Consider the following 15,600-nt stretch of genomic DNA (forward strand, 5'->3'; position numbering starts at 1 on the left):
GAGGGACTCAGAACGACTCCCACTCCGAGTCACTATCGGCACGGCGGCGCCCCTGGGGTGTCACGGCCTTCCCGGTGTCCGGCGAGGCGCCCACCAGGGCCGGCATCCAGCGGGCCAGCTCGGCACTGTCGACGGTATCGCCCGCCTCGAGGCGCTTGCCCTCATCCCGAATAGCCGCCATTCGCTCCCCGTCGAACCGGAACCTCGCCACGGCATGCTGCAGCGCCTCTGCCTGGGATTCGACCTCGCTGGCCACGCCTGCCGCCTGCTGCACCAGCTCGGCGTTCTGCTGGGTCACCTGATCCATCTGCACCACCGCCTGGTTGACCTGGTCGATGCCGCTGCTCTGCTCCGCCGAGGCGGCCGCGATCTCATCCATGATGTCGCTGACCTTCTGGACCGCGGCGACGATATCCCCCATGGTGCTGCCGGCGCGGTCGGCACGCTCCGTGCCCTCGTCAACCCGAGACAGCGAGACCTCGATCAGCTGACGGATCTGCTTGGCGGCATCGGCGGAGCGCTGTGCCAGATTGCGCACCTCGCCGGCCACCACGGCAAAGCCCCGCCCCTGCTCACCGGCCCGGGCCGCCTCCACCGAGGCGTTGAGGGCCAGGATATTGGTCTGGAAGGCGATGGAATCGATTACCTTGATGATGTCGCCGACCTCACGGGAGCTCTTGTGGATCTCGTGCATGGTGGCGACCACGTCGTTGACCACGCCGCCTCCCGCCGCCGCGGTATGCGACGCCTCGCCGGCCAGCTGACTGGCATGGCGGGCATTGTCGGCATTCTGCTTCACCGTCGAGGCCAGCTGCTCCATGCTGGCCGCGGTTTCCTGCAGCGCCGATGCCTGCTCCTCGGTTCGCGCCGACAGGTCCTGGTTGCCCCCCGCAATCTTCTGGGCGCCCGCATAGATCCCCTCGCTGCTGCCGCGCACCTGGCTGACGGTGGCACAGAGCCCCTCCTGCATCTGTGCCAGCGACGCGTAGAGACGCCCGATCTCGTTTTCTCCTCGGGCCTCGATCGCCCCGGCCAGATCCCCCCCGGCGATACGCTCGCAGTGCCGCACGGCGTGTTCCAGCGGACGAATGACGTTGGCGGTAACGCCCCACAGCACCACCCCGCCGGTCACCACCGCCGCCAGCAGCACGACACCGACGCCCCATCGCACCAGCCGGCCGACGGCGGGGTCGCCCGCATGTTCGGCGGCATAGAGGCCCAGCCCGCTGAGCGCCAGGATCAGCAGCATGAAGGCCGCCAGGACCAGCAGCCAGCTGAGCCGCACGGTCATGTTGTCGAGTATTCGCTGAATGGGCTGCCTCATGCCGGCGTCTCCTCGCGCTGCCGCAGGGGTCCGGGTGAGGCGCCTCCCCGGTCATGGGGCAAGGCGTGAGCGGCAGAGGGCTGGGGCGCCTCCTCCCGCACGCGGAAGCGCGATACGTGTGCTCGCAGCCGATGACTCTGCTCGCGCAGATGCTGAGTACCCAGGCCGCTGCGCTGCACCAGTCCGGCATTCTGCTGGGTCATCTGGTCCATCTGAGAGACGGCCTGATTGACCTGTTCGATGCCGCTGCTCTGCTCTGCCGACGCCGCCGAGATCTCGGCGACCAGACTGCTCAGCGACGAGATATCCGCCACCATGCTGCGGATCACCTCCCCCGTCTGACGCACCAGGCGGGTCCCCTCCGCCACCTGGCCGTCGGACTGCTCGATCAGCCCCTTGATCTCCTTCGCCGCCTCGGCCGAGCGGCTGGCCAGCTTGCGAACCTCCTCGGCCACCACGGCGAAGCCGCGCCCGTGTTCGCCCGCACGGGCGGCCTCCACCGAGGCATTGAGCGCCAGGATATTGGTCTGGAAGGCAATCGACTCGATGGTATCGATGATGCCGGCCATCTGGGTGGCACTGTCGTTGATGCCGCCCATGGCGTCGACCACCTGCGCCATGGCGTCACCGCCGCCCTTGGCGCTCTGTTCGGCGTTGCCCGCCAGCTGCCGGGCCTGGTCGGCATTGTCAGCGTTCTGGCGCACGGTCTGGGTCAGCTGCTCCATGCTGGCCGCCGTCTCCTGCAGCGAGGCGGCCTGCTGTTCGGTACGGGTGGAGAGCTCGTCATTCACCTCGACGATCGCCTCGACCTCGCGCTCCACCTCCGCCGCACTGCGATGAATATCGCCGATGGTGGCAGAGAGCGAATCGCGCATGCGCCCGATATCGAAGAGCAGGCTGGCGCTGTCCCTGTCGTTCAGCGCCAGCTGACGGGTCAGGTCGCCGTTGGCGATATGGCGCACCTCCTCGGCGGTATAGCGCGGATCACCGCCGAGGCGGCGGCCGATGCCGTGAATCACGAGCCCCATCAGCGCGGTGACGGGCACGCCGATGACCAGCAGTGCCAGCAGGCTGCCGACCAACGAGGCGCGAAAGGCGGCATTCACGTCGTTGATATAGACGCCGGTGCCGATATACCAGCCCCAGGGCGCGTACTCGACGTTCAGGGATGACTTGGGCGTCAGCTCGCCGTCGGACTCGTGGGCCCAGAGGTAGTCGACGAAGCCATCACCCTGGCGAATCTCCTCGACAAACTCACGAAACAGGTAGCGCCCCTCGCCGTTCTGGAAGTCACCCACGAAGGTGCCCTCGGGCAGCCTGGGGTGGGCAAGCAGCTCGAAGTCAGCGTTGAAGACGAAGAAATAGCCACGACCGTCGTCGTAGACCATGCTCCGCGCGATGGCCGCCGCCGCATCGCGCGCCGCCTGCTCGCCGATCTCGCCCGCCGCCGCGCGCTGGGCCTGGGCATCGATGGCGTTGAGCGTCATGTCCACATAGTCGCGCAGTGCCCCCTTGCGCTCCCCCAGCATGATCTGACGGCTCTCCCAGGCCCCCCAGCCGGCCAGCACCAGCATGGCCAGCCAAATAATGCCGAGCAGACCCCATAGTTTCCGACTCGTCGACAGTCCCCGCATGACTACCTCGTTATGATGTTGTGGTCTTGTTCAAGCCTGGCGCCTGGTTATACCCTGCGACTGGCTGCCCCGAACGGGCGCACCGCTCAGTCAGCGGCCTTCTCTACCAGCGCCATCTCCTCACTGGTCAGCAGCTTGTCGATGTCGACCAGCACCAGCATGCGATCCTCCAGGCTGCCCAGGCCGCTCAGAAAATCGGAGGAGAGCGTCACCCCGAACTCGGGCGCCGGCTTGATCTGCTCCGGGGTGAGGGTCATGACGTCGGAGACGCCATCCACCACGATGCCCACCACGCGGTCGGCGACATTGACCACGATCACCACGGTCTGGCCGCCGTACTCCACTCGCTCGAGGTGGAACTTGATACGCAGGTCGACGATCGGCACGATGACGCCGCGCAGGTTGGTCACCCCCTTGATGAACTCCGGCGCATTGGCGATGCGGGTCACGTTCTCGTAGCCGCGGATCTCCTGCACCTTGAGGATATCGATGGCGTACTCCTCGTCGCCCAGGGAGAACACCAGAAACTCCTGATTGCTGGCCTCGGCCGAGAACGCCGCCGGGTTGGTCGAGCTGTTCATTGGACATCAACCTCCTTGAGAGAAAGGGTGGAATCGGAAACCGGACGACGGCTGGCCTGACGCGCCTGCTTCCGGGACCGGCTGAGCCGATGCAGGCCGGCAATATCGAGAATCAGTGCCACGCTGCCGTCACCCAGGATGGTGGCGGCCGAGACGCCCGGCACCTTGCGGTAGTTGGTTTCGAGGTTCTTCACCACCACCTGCTGCTGGCCGATCAGGTCGTCCACCAGCAGCGCATAGCGGCGCCCCTCCCCCTGCACGATCACGGCGATGGTTTCGGTGAGCTCGGTGCGCGCCCCGGCCACCTCGAGGGCCTCGTGCACGGCCACCACCGGCAGGTACTCGTCGCGCACCTTGAGCACCACGTCGTCTCCGGCCATGGCATAGAGGTCCTCGCGCGCCGGCTGCAGCGACTCCAGCACCGCCGTCAGCGGCAGGATGAAGACCTCCTCGCCGACCCGGATCGACATGCCGTCGAGGATCGCCAGGGTCAGCGGCAGCACGATGCGGATGGTGGTACCCTGGCCCGCCCGGGACATGATCTGCACCTGCCCGCCCATGCCCTGGATATTGCGCTTGACCACGTCCATGCCCACGCCGCGGCCGGAGACGTCGGTGACCTCCTTGGCGGTGGAGAAACCCGGGGCGAAGATCAGCTGCCACACCTCGTCGTCGCTCATGGCGTCGGAGACGTTGAGCCCGCTCTCGCGCGCCTTGGCGAGCAGCTTTCCACGGTCGAGGCCGGCGCCGTCGTCGATCACCTCGATGAGGATGTTGCCGCCCTGATGGCGAGCCGAGAGGGTCAGCCGGCCGGTGCGCGGCTTGCCCGCCGCCTCGCGCACCTCGGGGGGCTCGATGCCGTGGTCGAGGCTGTTACGCACCAGGTGGGTCAGAGGGTCGATGATCCGCTCCGTCAGGCTCTTGTCGAGCTCCGTGGACTCCCCTTCGGTAATCAGCTCGATCTCCTTGCCGAGCTTGGCGGAGGTCTCGCGCACGACACGCGGAAAGCGGCTGAAGACGAAGTCCATGGGAATCATGCGGATCGACATCACCGCTTCCTGTAGGTCCCGGGCATTGCGCTGCAGCAGGTTCATGCCGTTGACCAGGGCCCCGTTGCCGACCCCATCGAGCTGGCTCACGGTCTGATCCAGCATCGACTGGGTGATGATCAGCTCCCCTACCAGGTTGATGATCTGGTCGACCTTCTCCACCGAAACGCGAATGGAGGAGGACTCGCCTCCCTTCGCCTTCACGTTTGGCTTGGAGGCCGGCTTGGCCTTGGCGGGCGCCTCGACGGCGACCTCCTTCTGAACGGCAGCCGGCTGGGCGGCAGGCGTGACCTCGATCTCATCGGGCTCGATGATGAAGCACATCACCGCCTCGATATCCTCGGGGCTCACCGTGGTCGACAGGACCACCTCGTAGCGTGCCTGATCGCCTCCCTGGGACTTCACCTCGCCCAGCTGCGCCAGCTCCTCGACCAGAAGCCCACGGTTCTCGTCGCTGACCCCGAGCAGCGCCACCCGCAGGCAGCCGGAAAGGTCGCCACCCTCGGCGGGGCCCGCCGCCGGTGACGGCGGCTCAGGCGCCGGCTTGACGGCAGAGTCCGGCGCGGCAGGCGCCCCGCCTTCAAGGCCCTGGCCGATCTCTTCCCGCGCCAGCTGCTGAAGGATGGCGCAGATGCGCTCGAAGGCCTCCTGATCGGGATCCTCACCGGTGCGATAGGCGTCGAGCTGGTCGTTGAGCATGTCCTTGGTTTCCAGGAAGGTATCGACGATATCCCGTCTCAGGGTCAGCTCGCCCTTGCGGGTGTGGTCGAGGAGGTTCTCGAACAGGTGGGTCGTCTTCTGCAAGACGTCGAAGCCGAAGGTCCCGGCGCCGCCCTTGATGGAGTGGGCCGCGCGAAAGATGGCATTGAGCTGTTCGGGATCCGGCGCCTCCACGTCGAGCTCGAGCAGGTGGCGTTCCATGTCCGCCAGCAGCTCGGCGGCCTCCTCGAAGAAGGTGTCATAGAAATCGGTGATATCCATCGCGCGTCCCTCTCCTCGTTATCAGTTCTCGCTGCCGCCGGCGTCACTGCCCAGGGCCTCGCGCAGGCTCTGCCGGATAGCCTCCACCGGCGCCGGGTCGACGCTCGCTCCCAGCCGTCCAACCGGGGGAGGCATGTCGGGCCCGTTGATCAGGGACGGCGAGCGAATCTGCTCGCTCACATCCGGCAACAGCAGCAGCAGCTCGATGCGCCGATTGGCCGGATCCTGAGGGTCGAGGTGCGGCAGCGGCACCCGATCGGCGAAGCCGGACACCCGCAGCAGCTTGGCGGAATCGAAGCCACCCGCCACCAGCTCACGGCGTGAGGCGTTGGCACGATCGCTGGAGAGCTCCCAGTTGCTGTAGCCGCGATACCCCCCGGCAAACGGCATGCTGTCGGTATGGCCGCCGATGCTCAGATCGTTCTCCAGCTCGTTGAGCAGCGGCGCGATAGTGCGCAGCAGGTTGCGCATATAGGGGGCGACTCGGTCGCTGCCCACGTCGAACATCGGCCGCTGGTCGGTATCCAGCAGCTGGATCCGCAGCCCCTCACGGGTCATGTCGAAGCGCAGCTGGCTGCGCAGGTGGCGCAGTTCGGGATCCTCCTGGAGCGCCGACTCGATGCGCCGCTGCAGATCGGTGAAGAAGTTGCGCTGGACCTCGCTGGGCCGGGTCTGGGCGCGCATATCGATCCGCGCCCGCTCCCCCTCCGAGTGCACCGGGTCCGGGCCTCCGCCGGGAATCACGTTGCTGGTCTGCGCCGAGCCGCTGCCCCCGGTGATGGCCGTCACCAGCGGCGTACGGAAATACTCGGCGACCCCTTCGCGCTGCTCCGGACTTGCCCCCGACAGGATCCACATCACCAGAAAGAGCGCCATCAGCGCCGTCATGAAGTCGGCCAGGGCGATCTTCCAGCTGCCGCCATGGCGGCGATGCACCACCTTCTTGCGGCGGATGACGATGGGCCGACGGCGCTCCCCCGTACTCATGCGCCGGCGGACTCCGCCCTGGAAGTGCGCACGTGCTCCTCAAGCTCGCGGAAGCTCGGCCGCTCGGCGGTGTGCAGCGCCTTGCGCCCGAACTCCACGGCCATCTGGGGGGCATAGCCGTGCAGGCTGGCCAGCAGGGTCACCCGCATGCACTGGAGAACCTTCTCGGCCTCCTTGGCCTGGCGCTCGATGCGGCTCGCCACCGGATTGATAAAGCCATAGCCCAGCAGAATGCCGAGAAAGGTGCCGACCAGGGCATGGGCGATCATCTCGCCCATCTCGTCGGGCCCCGCGTCGGCATAGGTCAGCGCCTTTACCACCCCGAGCACCGCCGCCACGATGCCGAAGGCCGGCATGGCATCCCCCACCTTGGCGATCGCATCCGCCGGAATATGCACCTCGGCCTCGAAGGCCTCGATCTCATGGAGCATCAGCTCGTCGAGCTCCATGGGCTCCATGCTGCCGCTGACCATGATCCGCAGGTAGTCGGTAAGAAAGTTCATCACCATGGGGTCGGCCAGCAGCCTGGGGTACTCGTTGAAGAGCGCACTCTCCTGGGGCGAGTCGATATCACGCTCGATACCCAGCATGCCTTCGCGGCGAATCTTGGCGAGGATCTTGTACTGAAGCCCCATCAGCTCCATGTAGAAGGTCTTGTCATAGCGGTTGGCGCGCTTGAGCTTGGAGAAGACCTTGAAGGTCGCCCTGATCGCCTTGCCGTTGTTGGCGGCAATAAAGGCACCCACGCCGGCGCCACCGATCATCAGAAGCTCGAGGGGCTGGAAGATGGGGCCGAGACTCCCACCGGCCAGCACAAAGCCGCCGAAGACACATAAAATGACAACGATATAACCAAGTGGTATCAGCACTACCCGTTTCCTTCACTCAAGCCAGTCGGCCACGGCGACCACGCCTGCCAGTCGCTTCGGGTGATCCGCGATCGTATAGGTCATATCGGCAAGCCGAGGGCAGACTTGAGGCATACAAAGAAAAAACCGCGCGTCTCGGCTTGAGCGCGCGGTCATGCGTCTGCAGCAGCCCTGGGCGGGCGGCGGGAGGTCAGGAGACTCGGCGAACCTTATTGAGCGCTTGGGCCTCCAGCTTCTGGCGCTTGCGGGTCTTGCCAGCGCGGGAAGGGGGCTGACAGATCCCGCACACATAGTCGTGAGCAGGGCTATGGGCATGGGCCACGAAGTGACCGGCACAGCGCGAGCACTCCGAGAGCTGAAGCAGGTCGCTCTCGAAAAACCTCACCAGGGTCCAGGCGCGGGTGAGACCGAGCACCGGCTCGGCGCCGTCGAGGCGCAGCTGCTCCTGATAGAGGCGAAAGGCGGTGACAAAGGCCTCCATGCGCTCACAGCCCTGATCCTCGCGCAGGCGCAGGTAGGTGTTGTAGAAGAGCGAGGAGTGGATATTGGGCAGCCAGGTGATAAACCAATCGGCAGAAAAGGGCAGCATCCCCTTGGGGGGTGACATGCCACGCACCTCCTTGTAGAGGCGAATCAGCTTGGCTCGGCTGATCTCGGTCTCGGTCTCGAGCACCTGCAGGCGCGCCCCGAGCTCGATCAGCTCGATGGCGAGCTGCACCTGCTGCATCTCATCGACGAGGCTTTTCTGGGACATCGACTATGCCCTCTCACGCTGGCTGGTGAGGGAGGGCGCCGCCGGCCGTGAGGCCATCAGCAGCGAGGCGTGCAGGCTGCTCAGGCCCTGGTCGCGAGGGTTATCGACGACCTGGCGCAGGCACTCCACCCCTTCATGCCCGAAGTGACACAGCAGCTGGTTGGTGCGAGCCAGCCGCGCCAGCTGCCGCGAGCTCAGCGACTGCAGCAGGTCGGCCATCTCGTCATCGATCTTGAGGCGAAACATGGCCGACACGCGATCGTCATGAAGCAGGCGTCTGGCCAGCAGCAGGTAGGAAAGATTGAGCTCTTCAAGCTCATCCATCAGCTCATTGTGTTCCATGATTCCCCACGTCTGTTTGCCGGGACTCGGCCTCGGCGTTCTTTTGTCACCCGCTCTTGGGCGGCGGGTATGGCGGCCCCTTCAAGAGGCTCGCGTAGCGGGGAAGGATTTTGCGGGAAAGGCGCGGGGATGCAATACATGAGATAACACTGAGATAACCATCAATAGTTGATCTAGGTCATTGAAAACAAAAAATGCAATAAAATCATACCTGTATGATGAGTCTCCTCATACTCTGACGCCAAAACTCCTAACTATAAGTTGAGCGGAACTCAAATCAATACACAAAGATACAAAATATTACTCAAGACTTGGCTTCGTCCGCCAGCTCCCTGACCCAGACCAGCAGCTCCGCGATCGCCTCATAGAGCGGGGGAGGAATTCGCTCGTCCAGATCCAACCCCATCAGCAGACCCACCAGTTCGGGCGCATCGTGGACATGAACACCCTGGCGGCGGGCCTCGGCCATGATCCGCTCGGCGATCTCGCCATAGCCCTTGGCCACCACCCGCGGCGCATCGTCCGTCTCCCGGTAGGCCAGGGCGACGGCTCGCCGCCGCGGCTGTCGCCCGCGATCACTCATGCCGAGGCTCCTGGTGCAGCTGCACGCTCACCGCCTCCAGTCTCAGGGCCGCCAGCCGGCTCTCCAGCCGATCCAGCCCCCCCTCCAGAGCCTCCCGCACCCTTGGCTCGGGCGCCGATAGCCCAAGCTCCAACCGTCTCCCCTGCATCCAGAGCGAGACCCGCACCTCGCCGAAGTCGGCCACCTCCAGGGTCATGGCGCTGCGCCACGACTCCTGCTCATCTCCACCCTGCCGCTCCTCACCGGCGGAGGACTCCTCTCGCTGCGCCAGCGGCACCTGGAGCATCAGCGCCATGAAGAGCCCCGTCCAGACATCCCCCTCCCAGCGCAGCACCGGCGTTACCAGCATCTCCAGCTGCTGGCGCACGATGCCCTGGAGGCTCTCCGGTATCGGCTCCCGAACCGCGGGTGGGGGGGCTTCACGAGCGGGCAGAGAGACGTTTCGCTCCGGCGGCTCGACTGCCGACGTCGGCGCCCGCCTCAGGGGCGACATCAGCTCCCGTTCGAGCGCCGGCGACGCCGGGGTATAGGCTGGCTGGGACAGGCGGGGTGCCTCCTGGCCCGCCGGGTGGGGTGAACCTGGCCCCGAGGCCTGGGGACCGGATGGCGAGGAAGGCGGCAGTGGCGGTTGCAAGCGCAGCCCCTGAGGCTCTCTCAGCAGCTGCTCGCGGGGCATCTCGCCACGGTACCAGCGCGCCAGGTGGGACTCATAGAAGAGGCCGCTGTCGCGCAGGCTCCCCTGAAGGCGTTCGGCAACCAGCCCAGGCGTCGGTGATTCACCCGCTGCCAGCAGAGGGGCCGGCGGCCTCAGCGCCGAGGCCGGGGCCGGGGCCGGGAAGCGCAGCAGCACGTCGGCGATGGTACGGGCGGCTGGCGTAAAGTGCGTCTGGGTGGAGGGCGGAGGCGCCTCACCTCCCGAGCGAGGCGAGAAAGCCGATCCGGATGCCTCTCGGCCTGAGCGCAGCGACTCTGCCACCTGGGGCGCAGAGGCCCGCGCATCCAGACGCGAGTCACTGTGCAGGGCGCGCGGCGCATCGGAGGGAGAAACGGGGCGAACGGGTTCGTTGAGCTCACGGGGCGGGGCGGTATCCACCCGCTTGCCCAGCACCTGGTGCAGGACGGTATCGATCAGCGAGTTGATACCGCTCACGTCCCCCTCTTGCCGAACCGGCGGCTGGCATCAATCGGCAGGGTCCCCTGCTGAGCGCCATAGGCACGGTCGAGGGACTGCTGACGACGGGAGTTGCCGATCAGGCGACCCAGTTCGTCTCGACGGGCCACCAGGCATTGACGAATTTCCATGTCCTGTTCGAGGATCTGCTCCAGCAGCGCCGCCTTGCGCGCGGCGCGCTCGCCGCGCAGCGACTGCTGGGCATCCATGCGCCTGATGCGCTCGACCTGCACCAGGTAGCGGCTCTCCTGCTCAACCAGCGCCTCCCACTCTCCGGAGCGCGCCAGGGTGAGCATCCTGGCGGAAGTCTCCCTCAGGGTGGCGTAGGCCGCGAGAAGCATCTCCTCACGGTCGCCAGGGCCAGCGGCGGCCGAGCGGGGAGTCATTCGCTACCTGCCTGGGCCCCGACCTCACGCCAGGCAGAGGCGACACTCTCGAGCAGGGACTCGGCCTGGGAGAGGCTCTGGACGTCATTATGCAGATTGGCCGAGAGCAACAGCCGAGCGATATAGTCATAGAGTGCGCCAAGCCGCTCGGCTACTTCCCCGCCCTTCTCGGCATCCAGGGCAGCCGCCAGGCCGTTGTTGACGATATCCAGGGCCTTGGAAATGGCGCGCCCCTTCTCGGCCACGTTGCCCGCCTCCATATGCAGGCGAGCGGCACGCATGGCGGCCAGGGCCCCATCGAAGAGCATCACAATGAGCTGATGCGGGCTTGCCGACATCACCCCGCTCTCTACGCCGACTCGCGCATAGGCACTGGCTCCACGTCCGTAAGCGGCGGCTCCACGCATGGCATTCATCCTTCACTCCTTGATCTACTGATCGGGATCAGCTCGCCTGATCCAAATGAACTGTCGTGACTGGACCACGAAGCGCCGAGTCAGCGCCAGCGAGTATGGCAGGAGTGGCACAACCCGTGAGAGTGAACACCCCTTGCCGACAGGGTTATTTCAGGATATCGGCGCTCGCGTCGGCGACTTTAATCGAACACTAGCAGGATACCGCCACTCCTTCGGCCACCTCGCCCAGGCGACTCAGGCGCTCACCGCTCAGGATCTCCCCCAGCGACTCCCCAGGCGCCTGCGCCTGCTCGGTCAGCTGCACCTGGGCAAGACGCCCCATGCCATCCAGGCGCTGCACCCAGCCCAGTTCGCCACCGGAAAAGCGCACCAGGGAGCCCACAGGGGTGACACCAAAGCGCTTGAGATAGCGCTTCACCCAGCGGGTGTCGAACTGCCGCGGGTGGCTCAGCAGGTGACGATAGATATCGCTGATCTTCCAGGCCGGGCGGTCGGGACGATCCCGCTTCATGGCTTCGATCACATCCACCACGCTCGCCAGTCGGTTGAGCTCGCCCAGCTCTCCACCGCTCAGCCCCTGAGGATAGCCGCTGCCGTCCAGGCGCTCGTTGATCCGCACGACCACCGCCTCCACCACGCCGGGCGCCAGCCAGTGGCAGCCCGAGAGCCGCTCACGCAGCAGGGCCACATGAGCGTGCAGCCGCACCTTCTGGGCATCATCCAGGCCCGTCGCCCGCGCCAGCTCGTCCGGCAGCAGCGCCTTACCGAGATCATGGACCATGGCCGAAGCGGCCAGCGCCTTGAGGGCGTCACGGGGCAGCGGGCCTGTCGACGCCAGATCCAGCAGGTGCACGGCCACTCCGAGGGCGTGGCGAATCAGCAAGGGCTCATCACGCAGGCAGCAGGTGGCAAAGAGCAGGGCCTCGCGGTCCTCCGAGTGAAGGCCCAGCAGCCGGTCGGCGAAGCGAGAGAGCTGCACGGAATCGAGGCATCCGCCCTCCTCGAGCTCCAGCAGCTGGGCGTCCAGGTAGCCGGCAATGCGCGCCAGCCGCTTGGCCATCGGGGTCGCGTAGTGCACCACATTACGTCGGCTCACCGGGGGCGGCGCCGAAGGGCGGTCTGGAACAGCAGGGAGGGGAGCAGGCTGCTGTCACTCCCCTCCCCCTGACGCACGGACTCGCGCTCGATCTCACGCACGTAGTGCCAGAGCTGGCGCTCCTGTTCGCCGCTGGTCGCCACAAACCGAAAACCCGCCCGGACCGCCTGGCGCTCGGCATCCGCCTGACTGTGGCGCGGCTGCGCCCTGATGGAGAAGCGCGCGCCATTCAGAAAGCAGAGCTCCAGCTCCAGCAGGTCTGCCCCCGCCAGCAGCGGCGCCGCCGACAGCGGCAGCTCCAGCAGGCACCCTTCGAGCGAGAGGTCCTTGAGATCTCCCTGCAGGGGGGCCAGACCGCTGCTGTTCCGCAGAATGGCGCCCACTTCCATGCCGAGGCGCAGGCGCGCCCGAAAAGAGGCGCGGCGCTGCAGCACCTCCAGGCTGGTCGGATAGGGGCACACCCCGAACAGCTTGCCCTTCTGCTCCTTGAGCGCCTCGATCACCAGAGGGGGCGTACGCAGCACCTGATCGCGGGTCTGCCCGAGCAGGCGAAAGGCGCCACCGCGCTTGAGATCCGCGGCCACTTCGCGAATGGAGGTGAGATCCAGGAGGAGATGCTCCCCCGGCAGCTGCTCAACGACCAGCACCGGCAGCGGCCGGCTCTGCTCGGCATCGAGCTGAAGCGACGCCCCGCCTGGCTGGCTTAGCCGCTCCAGCATCCCTTCCATCTCGGCGGGCGCTGTCACCCGAACGTAGCCGTCCTCTGCTCCTGACATCCCTGCCCTCTCGCTTGGTCTAGTCGATGCCGAGGCTGCGACTCGTGGCGCAGCGTATCGGCCAGGAGGCTATCGGCCGGCGTCCCGACAACTTGAACACCGGCTCAATCGAGCGCTGCCCTACCCCAGCAGCGCCAGCACGTTCTCCGGCATCACATTGGCCTGGGCCAGCATGCTGTTGCCGGCCTGCTGCAGGATCTCCGCCCTTACCATGTTGGCGGCTTCCGTGGCGTAGTCGGTGTCCAGGATGCGCGAGCGCGCCGCGGAGAGGCTGATATTTGCCGACTCATGACTCTCGATCACCGATGCCAGGCGATTCTCCATCGCCCCCAGATGGCTCCGCTTGCTGTCGACGAAACTGATCGCTCGGTCCAGCGCCGCCAAGGGGTTGGCTGGTTTCTTCAGTCGGATTTCCTGATCCACTTCTACCAGGTTGATATAGGTGTGCGGCACACCGTCGGGCACGCGCTCATCGTTCTCGAAACCGTTGGCATCCGTCTTGATGCTGACAGAAAGCGCATAGGGCGTGGAAACCGGCTGATCGAGATCCAGCGGATGATAAATAATGACCTCGCCGGCACCGTTGACCGTCTTGATGAGAATCTCGTTGTCTTCGGTGTCCACAAGAGTGGCAATCTTGTAACTCCCGAAGCTTGAACGGCTGCCGGGAAGGTCGAAATAATAGTTACCATCCCTTCCTTCTCTCAAGACACTCTCGAAATAATCGCCGTTGGCATCGGTATAGTTGACTGTGACATTACGGGGGTCGATCGTCACACTGGAGCTGCCAGACACCGTCAATACGCGATGATGCTCGGCATTGAACTCGATGTAGCTATCGCCTTGGGCCGTGACCGTCATGGCCACAGGCTCGCCATCGCTACCCACCTCCACTCTGACATCCGCCTCGTAATAGCGGTATACTCCATCAGCCACCCGCTCCTCGATCATAAACTGATCATCCTGGCCTCGCTGCATAAGCCGGGAAGAACCGGAGAAAGACTCGCCATTCCCCTGCCGTAGCTCAGGTGTCACATCATCAAGCGAAATCGACGGTGTCGAGAAGACAATCGAGGTCTGGCCATCCAGATCCAGGCCCGCATATGCAGTATCCGAAGCCGCCTGGAGCGTCAGGCGCTTCTTTTCACTGGGCACCCAGACTGGTTCATCATCTTCGAACAGGAGGTTGCCCTCTGCGTCGACCGCTTGCACTGGATCGTCACTGTCCAGGTAGGTAGTCTCCGTCGCTGAACCAAGACGGTAATAAGCAGTCTGCCCGCTTACCGTCGCCTGCAAGTAGAGACTATCGCTGCTGTCGCTCTTGACGAGAACAGGGTCCTCAAGCAGGTCACCATTGAATGCACGGAACACCACCTCGCCATCATTGAAGTCCTCCAACGCATAATCTTGGCTGTTGAAACTGAACGTCTCACTCTCGCCGATTTCAGCATAGCCGGGTGAAGGCAGCGCCTCACTGCCGCGCGTCACCCTGAGCGCACCGCCACCGGCTTGAAAGTCAAGCTCTGCCGGATAATAGCTGACGACTCCACCCACCCCTCCCTGGCTTTCTCTTACCAGGTAATCGTCGCCATGGCGTACCAGGACCCGACCGCTGGGCGCAATCTCGCTGCCATTCTCATCGAGATACACGCGCTGAGCTGATCTTGATGGAATGCTGGTCACGGAGTCGTAAATTCGCGACTGCGTAGTCACGGTGACGCTGCTGCTGTCTGTCGCTGTTTCATGGGTGGCGACCGGCGATGTGGTCACGTCGTAGAAAACCGGCTGCCCCCCGCTCACGGCGCTGACATAGCTTCCATACGCGCCTCCTTCCATCAGCGCGTGCTGACTACCGGGCAACGACACACCGCCAGTATCTACGAACTGAATGGCCGTGCGTTGAGCGTAGAGGTGGATATCCACCGCTTTACCTTGCAGCATATTGCGTGGCGCCACTTCGCCCTCAATGCCCGCCACATTGAACTCGGTCAACCCCAGCGCATCCACCCCGAAGCCCGGCGGGCGAAGGTCAAGGCTTAGCGTCTCCCCATCGTTGGCCCCTACCTGAAGCGACACCTCACCCGCCTGACCGCTCAGTAACGGAATACCGTTGTAGTCGACCGATGATGCAAGTCGGTCAATCTCACGCAGGTTCATGTTGATCTCGGCCTGGATCACATCGCTGTCACGGGTGCTGAGGGTGCCATTGAGCCCCTGCACCGTCAGCTCGCGGATTCGCTGCAGCTTGTCGTTGACCTGGTCCAGCGCGCCCTGGGCGGTCTGGCTCATGGAGACGCCGTCGTTGGCGTTGCGCTGGGCCATGCCGCGGCCGTTGATCTGGCTGGTCATGCGATTGCCGATGGCCTGGCCGGCGGCATCGTCCTTGGCACCGTTCACTCGCATGCCCGAGGAGAGCCGCTCCATGGCCGTGGAGAGCTGGCCCTGGGCCCGAGACAGGCCAGACTGCCCCTTGAGGGCGGTGAGGTTGGTATTGATCACGCTCATGGTGCTTCCCTGCAAAAAGATACTCTGAATGCTACTTCGGCAGGTGGCAGGGAAGCTTTAGCAAAGAATGGTGAAGTCGTAAGGTTTGAGCGTTACGGCACAGTCAGCCCAGCATCGCCATCACATGCTCACCCTGCTGCCTCACG

At 65.1% G+C, this 15,600-nt stretch carries 15 protein-coding genes; all 15 read right to left on the reverse strand.

All coding sequences use genetic code 11. From position 1 onward, the window contains the following. Positions 1 to 7: 7 nt before the first annotated feature. On the reverse strand, positions 8 to 1,324 hold the full coding sequence (locus ACRYRV_RS00375) for a methyl-accepting chemotaxis protein (RefSeq protein WP_309636938.1): 1,317 nt from the start codon (positions 1,322 to 1,324) through the stop codon (positions 8 to 10). Continuing rightward, positions 1,321 to 2,898 carry a methyl-accepting chemotaxis protein gene (locus ACRYRV_RS00380; RefSeq protein WP_444989049.1) on the reverse strand — a complete coding sequence of 526 codons (1,578 nt, stop codon included), beginning with the start codon at positions 2,896 to 2,898 and terminating at the stop codon, positions 1,321 to 1,323. The genes ACRYRV_RS00375 and ACRYRV_RS00380 overlap by 4 nt, the downstream gene beginning before the upstream one ends. A gap of 146 nt (positions 2,899 to 3,044) precedes the next feature. Further along, the gene (gene cheW / locus ACRYRV_RS00385) at positions 3,045 to 3,539 is read right to left on the reverse strand and encodes a chemotaxis protein CheW (RefSeq protein WP_444984321.1); all 495 of its coding nucleotides are present in this window, start codon (positions 3,537 to 3,539) and stop codon (positions 3,045 to 3,047) included. Then, entirely contained in the window at positions 3,536 to 5,569 is a 2,034-nt protein-coding gene (cheA, locus tag ACRYRV_RS00390) for a chemotaxis protein CheA (RefSeq protein ID WP_444984320.1), read from the reverse strand. The genes cheW and cheA overlap by 4 nt, the downstream gene beginning before the upstream one ends. 21 nt (positions 5,570 to 5,590) lie before the next feature. Beyond that, complete coding sequence (gene motB / locus ACRYRV_RS00395) at positions 5,591 to 6,556, reverse strand: flagellar motor protein MotB (protein WP_309636942.1); 966 nt, start codon at positions 6,554 to 6,556, stop codon at positions 5,591 to 5,593. After that, positions 6,553 to 7,425, reverse strand: a complete 873-nt coding sequence (gene motA, locus ACRYRV_RS00400; protein WP_309636943.1) for a flagellar motor stator protein MotA — start codon at positions 7,423 to 7,425, stop codon at positions 6,553 to 6,555. Before motA ends, motB begins: the two co-directional genes overlap by 4 nt. Positions 7,426 to 7,615: 190 nt before the next feature. Continuing rightward, complete coding sequence (gene flhC / locus ACRYRV_RS00405; RefSeq protein WP_444984319.1) at positions 7,616 to 8,179, reverse strand: flagellar transcriptional regulator FlhC; 564 nt, start codon at positions 8,177 to 8,179, stop codon at positions 7,616 to 7,618. Between the two features lie 3 nt (positions 8,180 to 8,182). Next, positions 8,183 to 8,521, reverse strand: a complete 339-nt coding sequence (flhD, locus tag ACRYRV_RS00410; RefSeq protein WP_444984318.1) for a flagellar transcriptional regulator FlhD — start codon at positions 8,519 to 8,521, stop codon at positions 8,183 to 8,185. Between the two features lie 304 nt (positions 8,522 to 8,825). Next, positions 8,826 to 9,104 (reverse strand): EscU/YscU/HrcU family type III secretion system export apparatus switch protein, encoded by a 279-nt coding sequence (locus tag ACRYRV_RS00415; protein ID WP_444984317.1) that lies wholly within the window; start codon positions 9,102 to 9,104, stop codon positions 8,826 to 8,828. After that, positions 9,097 to 10,254 (reverse strand): flagellar hook-length control protein FliK, encoded by a 1,158-nt coding sequence (fliK, locus tag ACRYRV_RS00420; protein ID WP_444984316.1) that lies wholly within the window; start codon positions 10,252 to 10,254, stop codon positions 9,097 to 9,099. Before fliK ends, ACRYRV_RS00415 begins: the two co-directional genes overlap by 8 nt. Then, complete coding sequence (gene fliT / locus ACRYRV_RS00425) at positions 10,251 to 10,661, reverse strand: flagellar protein FliT (RefSeq protein WP_444984315.1); 411 nt, start codon at positions 10,659 to 10,661, stop codon at positions 10,251 to 10,253. Before fliT ends, fliK begins: the two co-directional genes overlap by 4 nt. Beyond that, a complete protein-coding gene (fliS, locus tag ACRYRV_RS00430) occupies positions 10,658 to 11,077 on the reverse strand; it encodes a flagellar export chaperone FliS (RefSeq protein ID WP_309636949.1) in 420 nt (139 codons plus the stop codon). Before fliS ends, fliT begins: the two co-directional genes overlap by 4 nt. Before the next feature lie 190 nt (positions 11,078 to 11,267). Next, positions 11,268 to 12,173, reverse strand: coding sequence for an HD-GYP domain-containing protein (locus ACRYRV_RS00435; protein ID WP_444984314.1), 906 nt, complete (start codon positions 12,171 to 12,173; stop codon positions 11,268 to 11,270). Continuing rightward, positions 12,170 to 12,949, reverse strand: a complete 780-nt coding sequence (locus ACRYRV_RS00440) for a flagellar brake protein (protein WP_444984313.1) — start codon at positions 12,947 to 12,949, stop codon at positions 12,170 to 12,172. Before ACRYRV_RS00440 ends, ACRYRV_RS00435 begins: the two co-directional genes overlap by 4 nt. A 120-nt stretch (positions 12,950 to 13,069) precedes the next feature. Beyond that, positions 13,070 to 15,454 carry a flagellin N-terminal helical domain-containing protein gene (locus tag ACRYRV_RS00445; RefSeq protein WP_444984312.1) on the reverse strand — a complete coding sequence of 795 codons (2,385 nt, stop codon included), beginning with the start codon at positions 15,452 to 15,454 and terminating at the stop codon, positions 13,070 to 13,072. Between the last annotated feature and the right edge of the window lie 146 nt (positions 15,455 to 15,600).

This window comes from Halomonas mongoliensis (assembly GCF_052496345.1).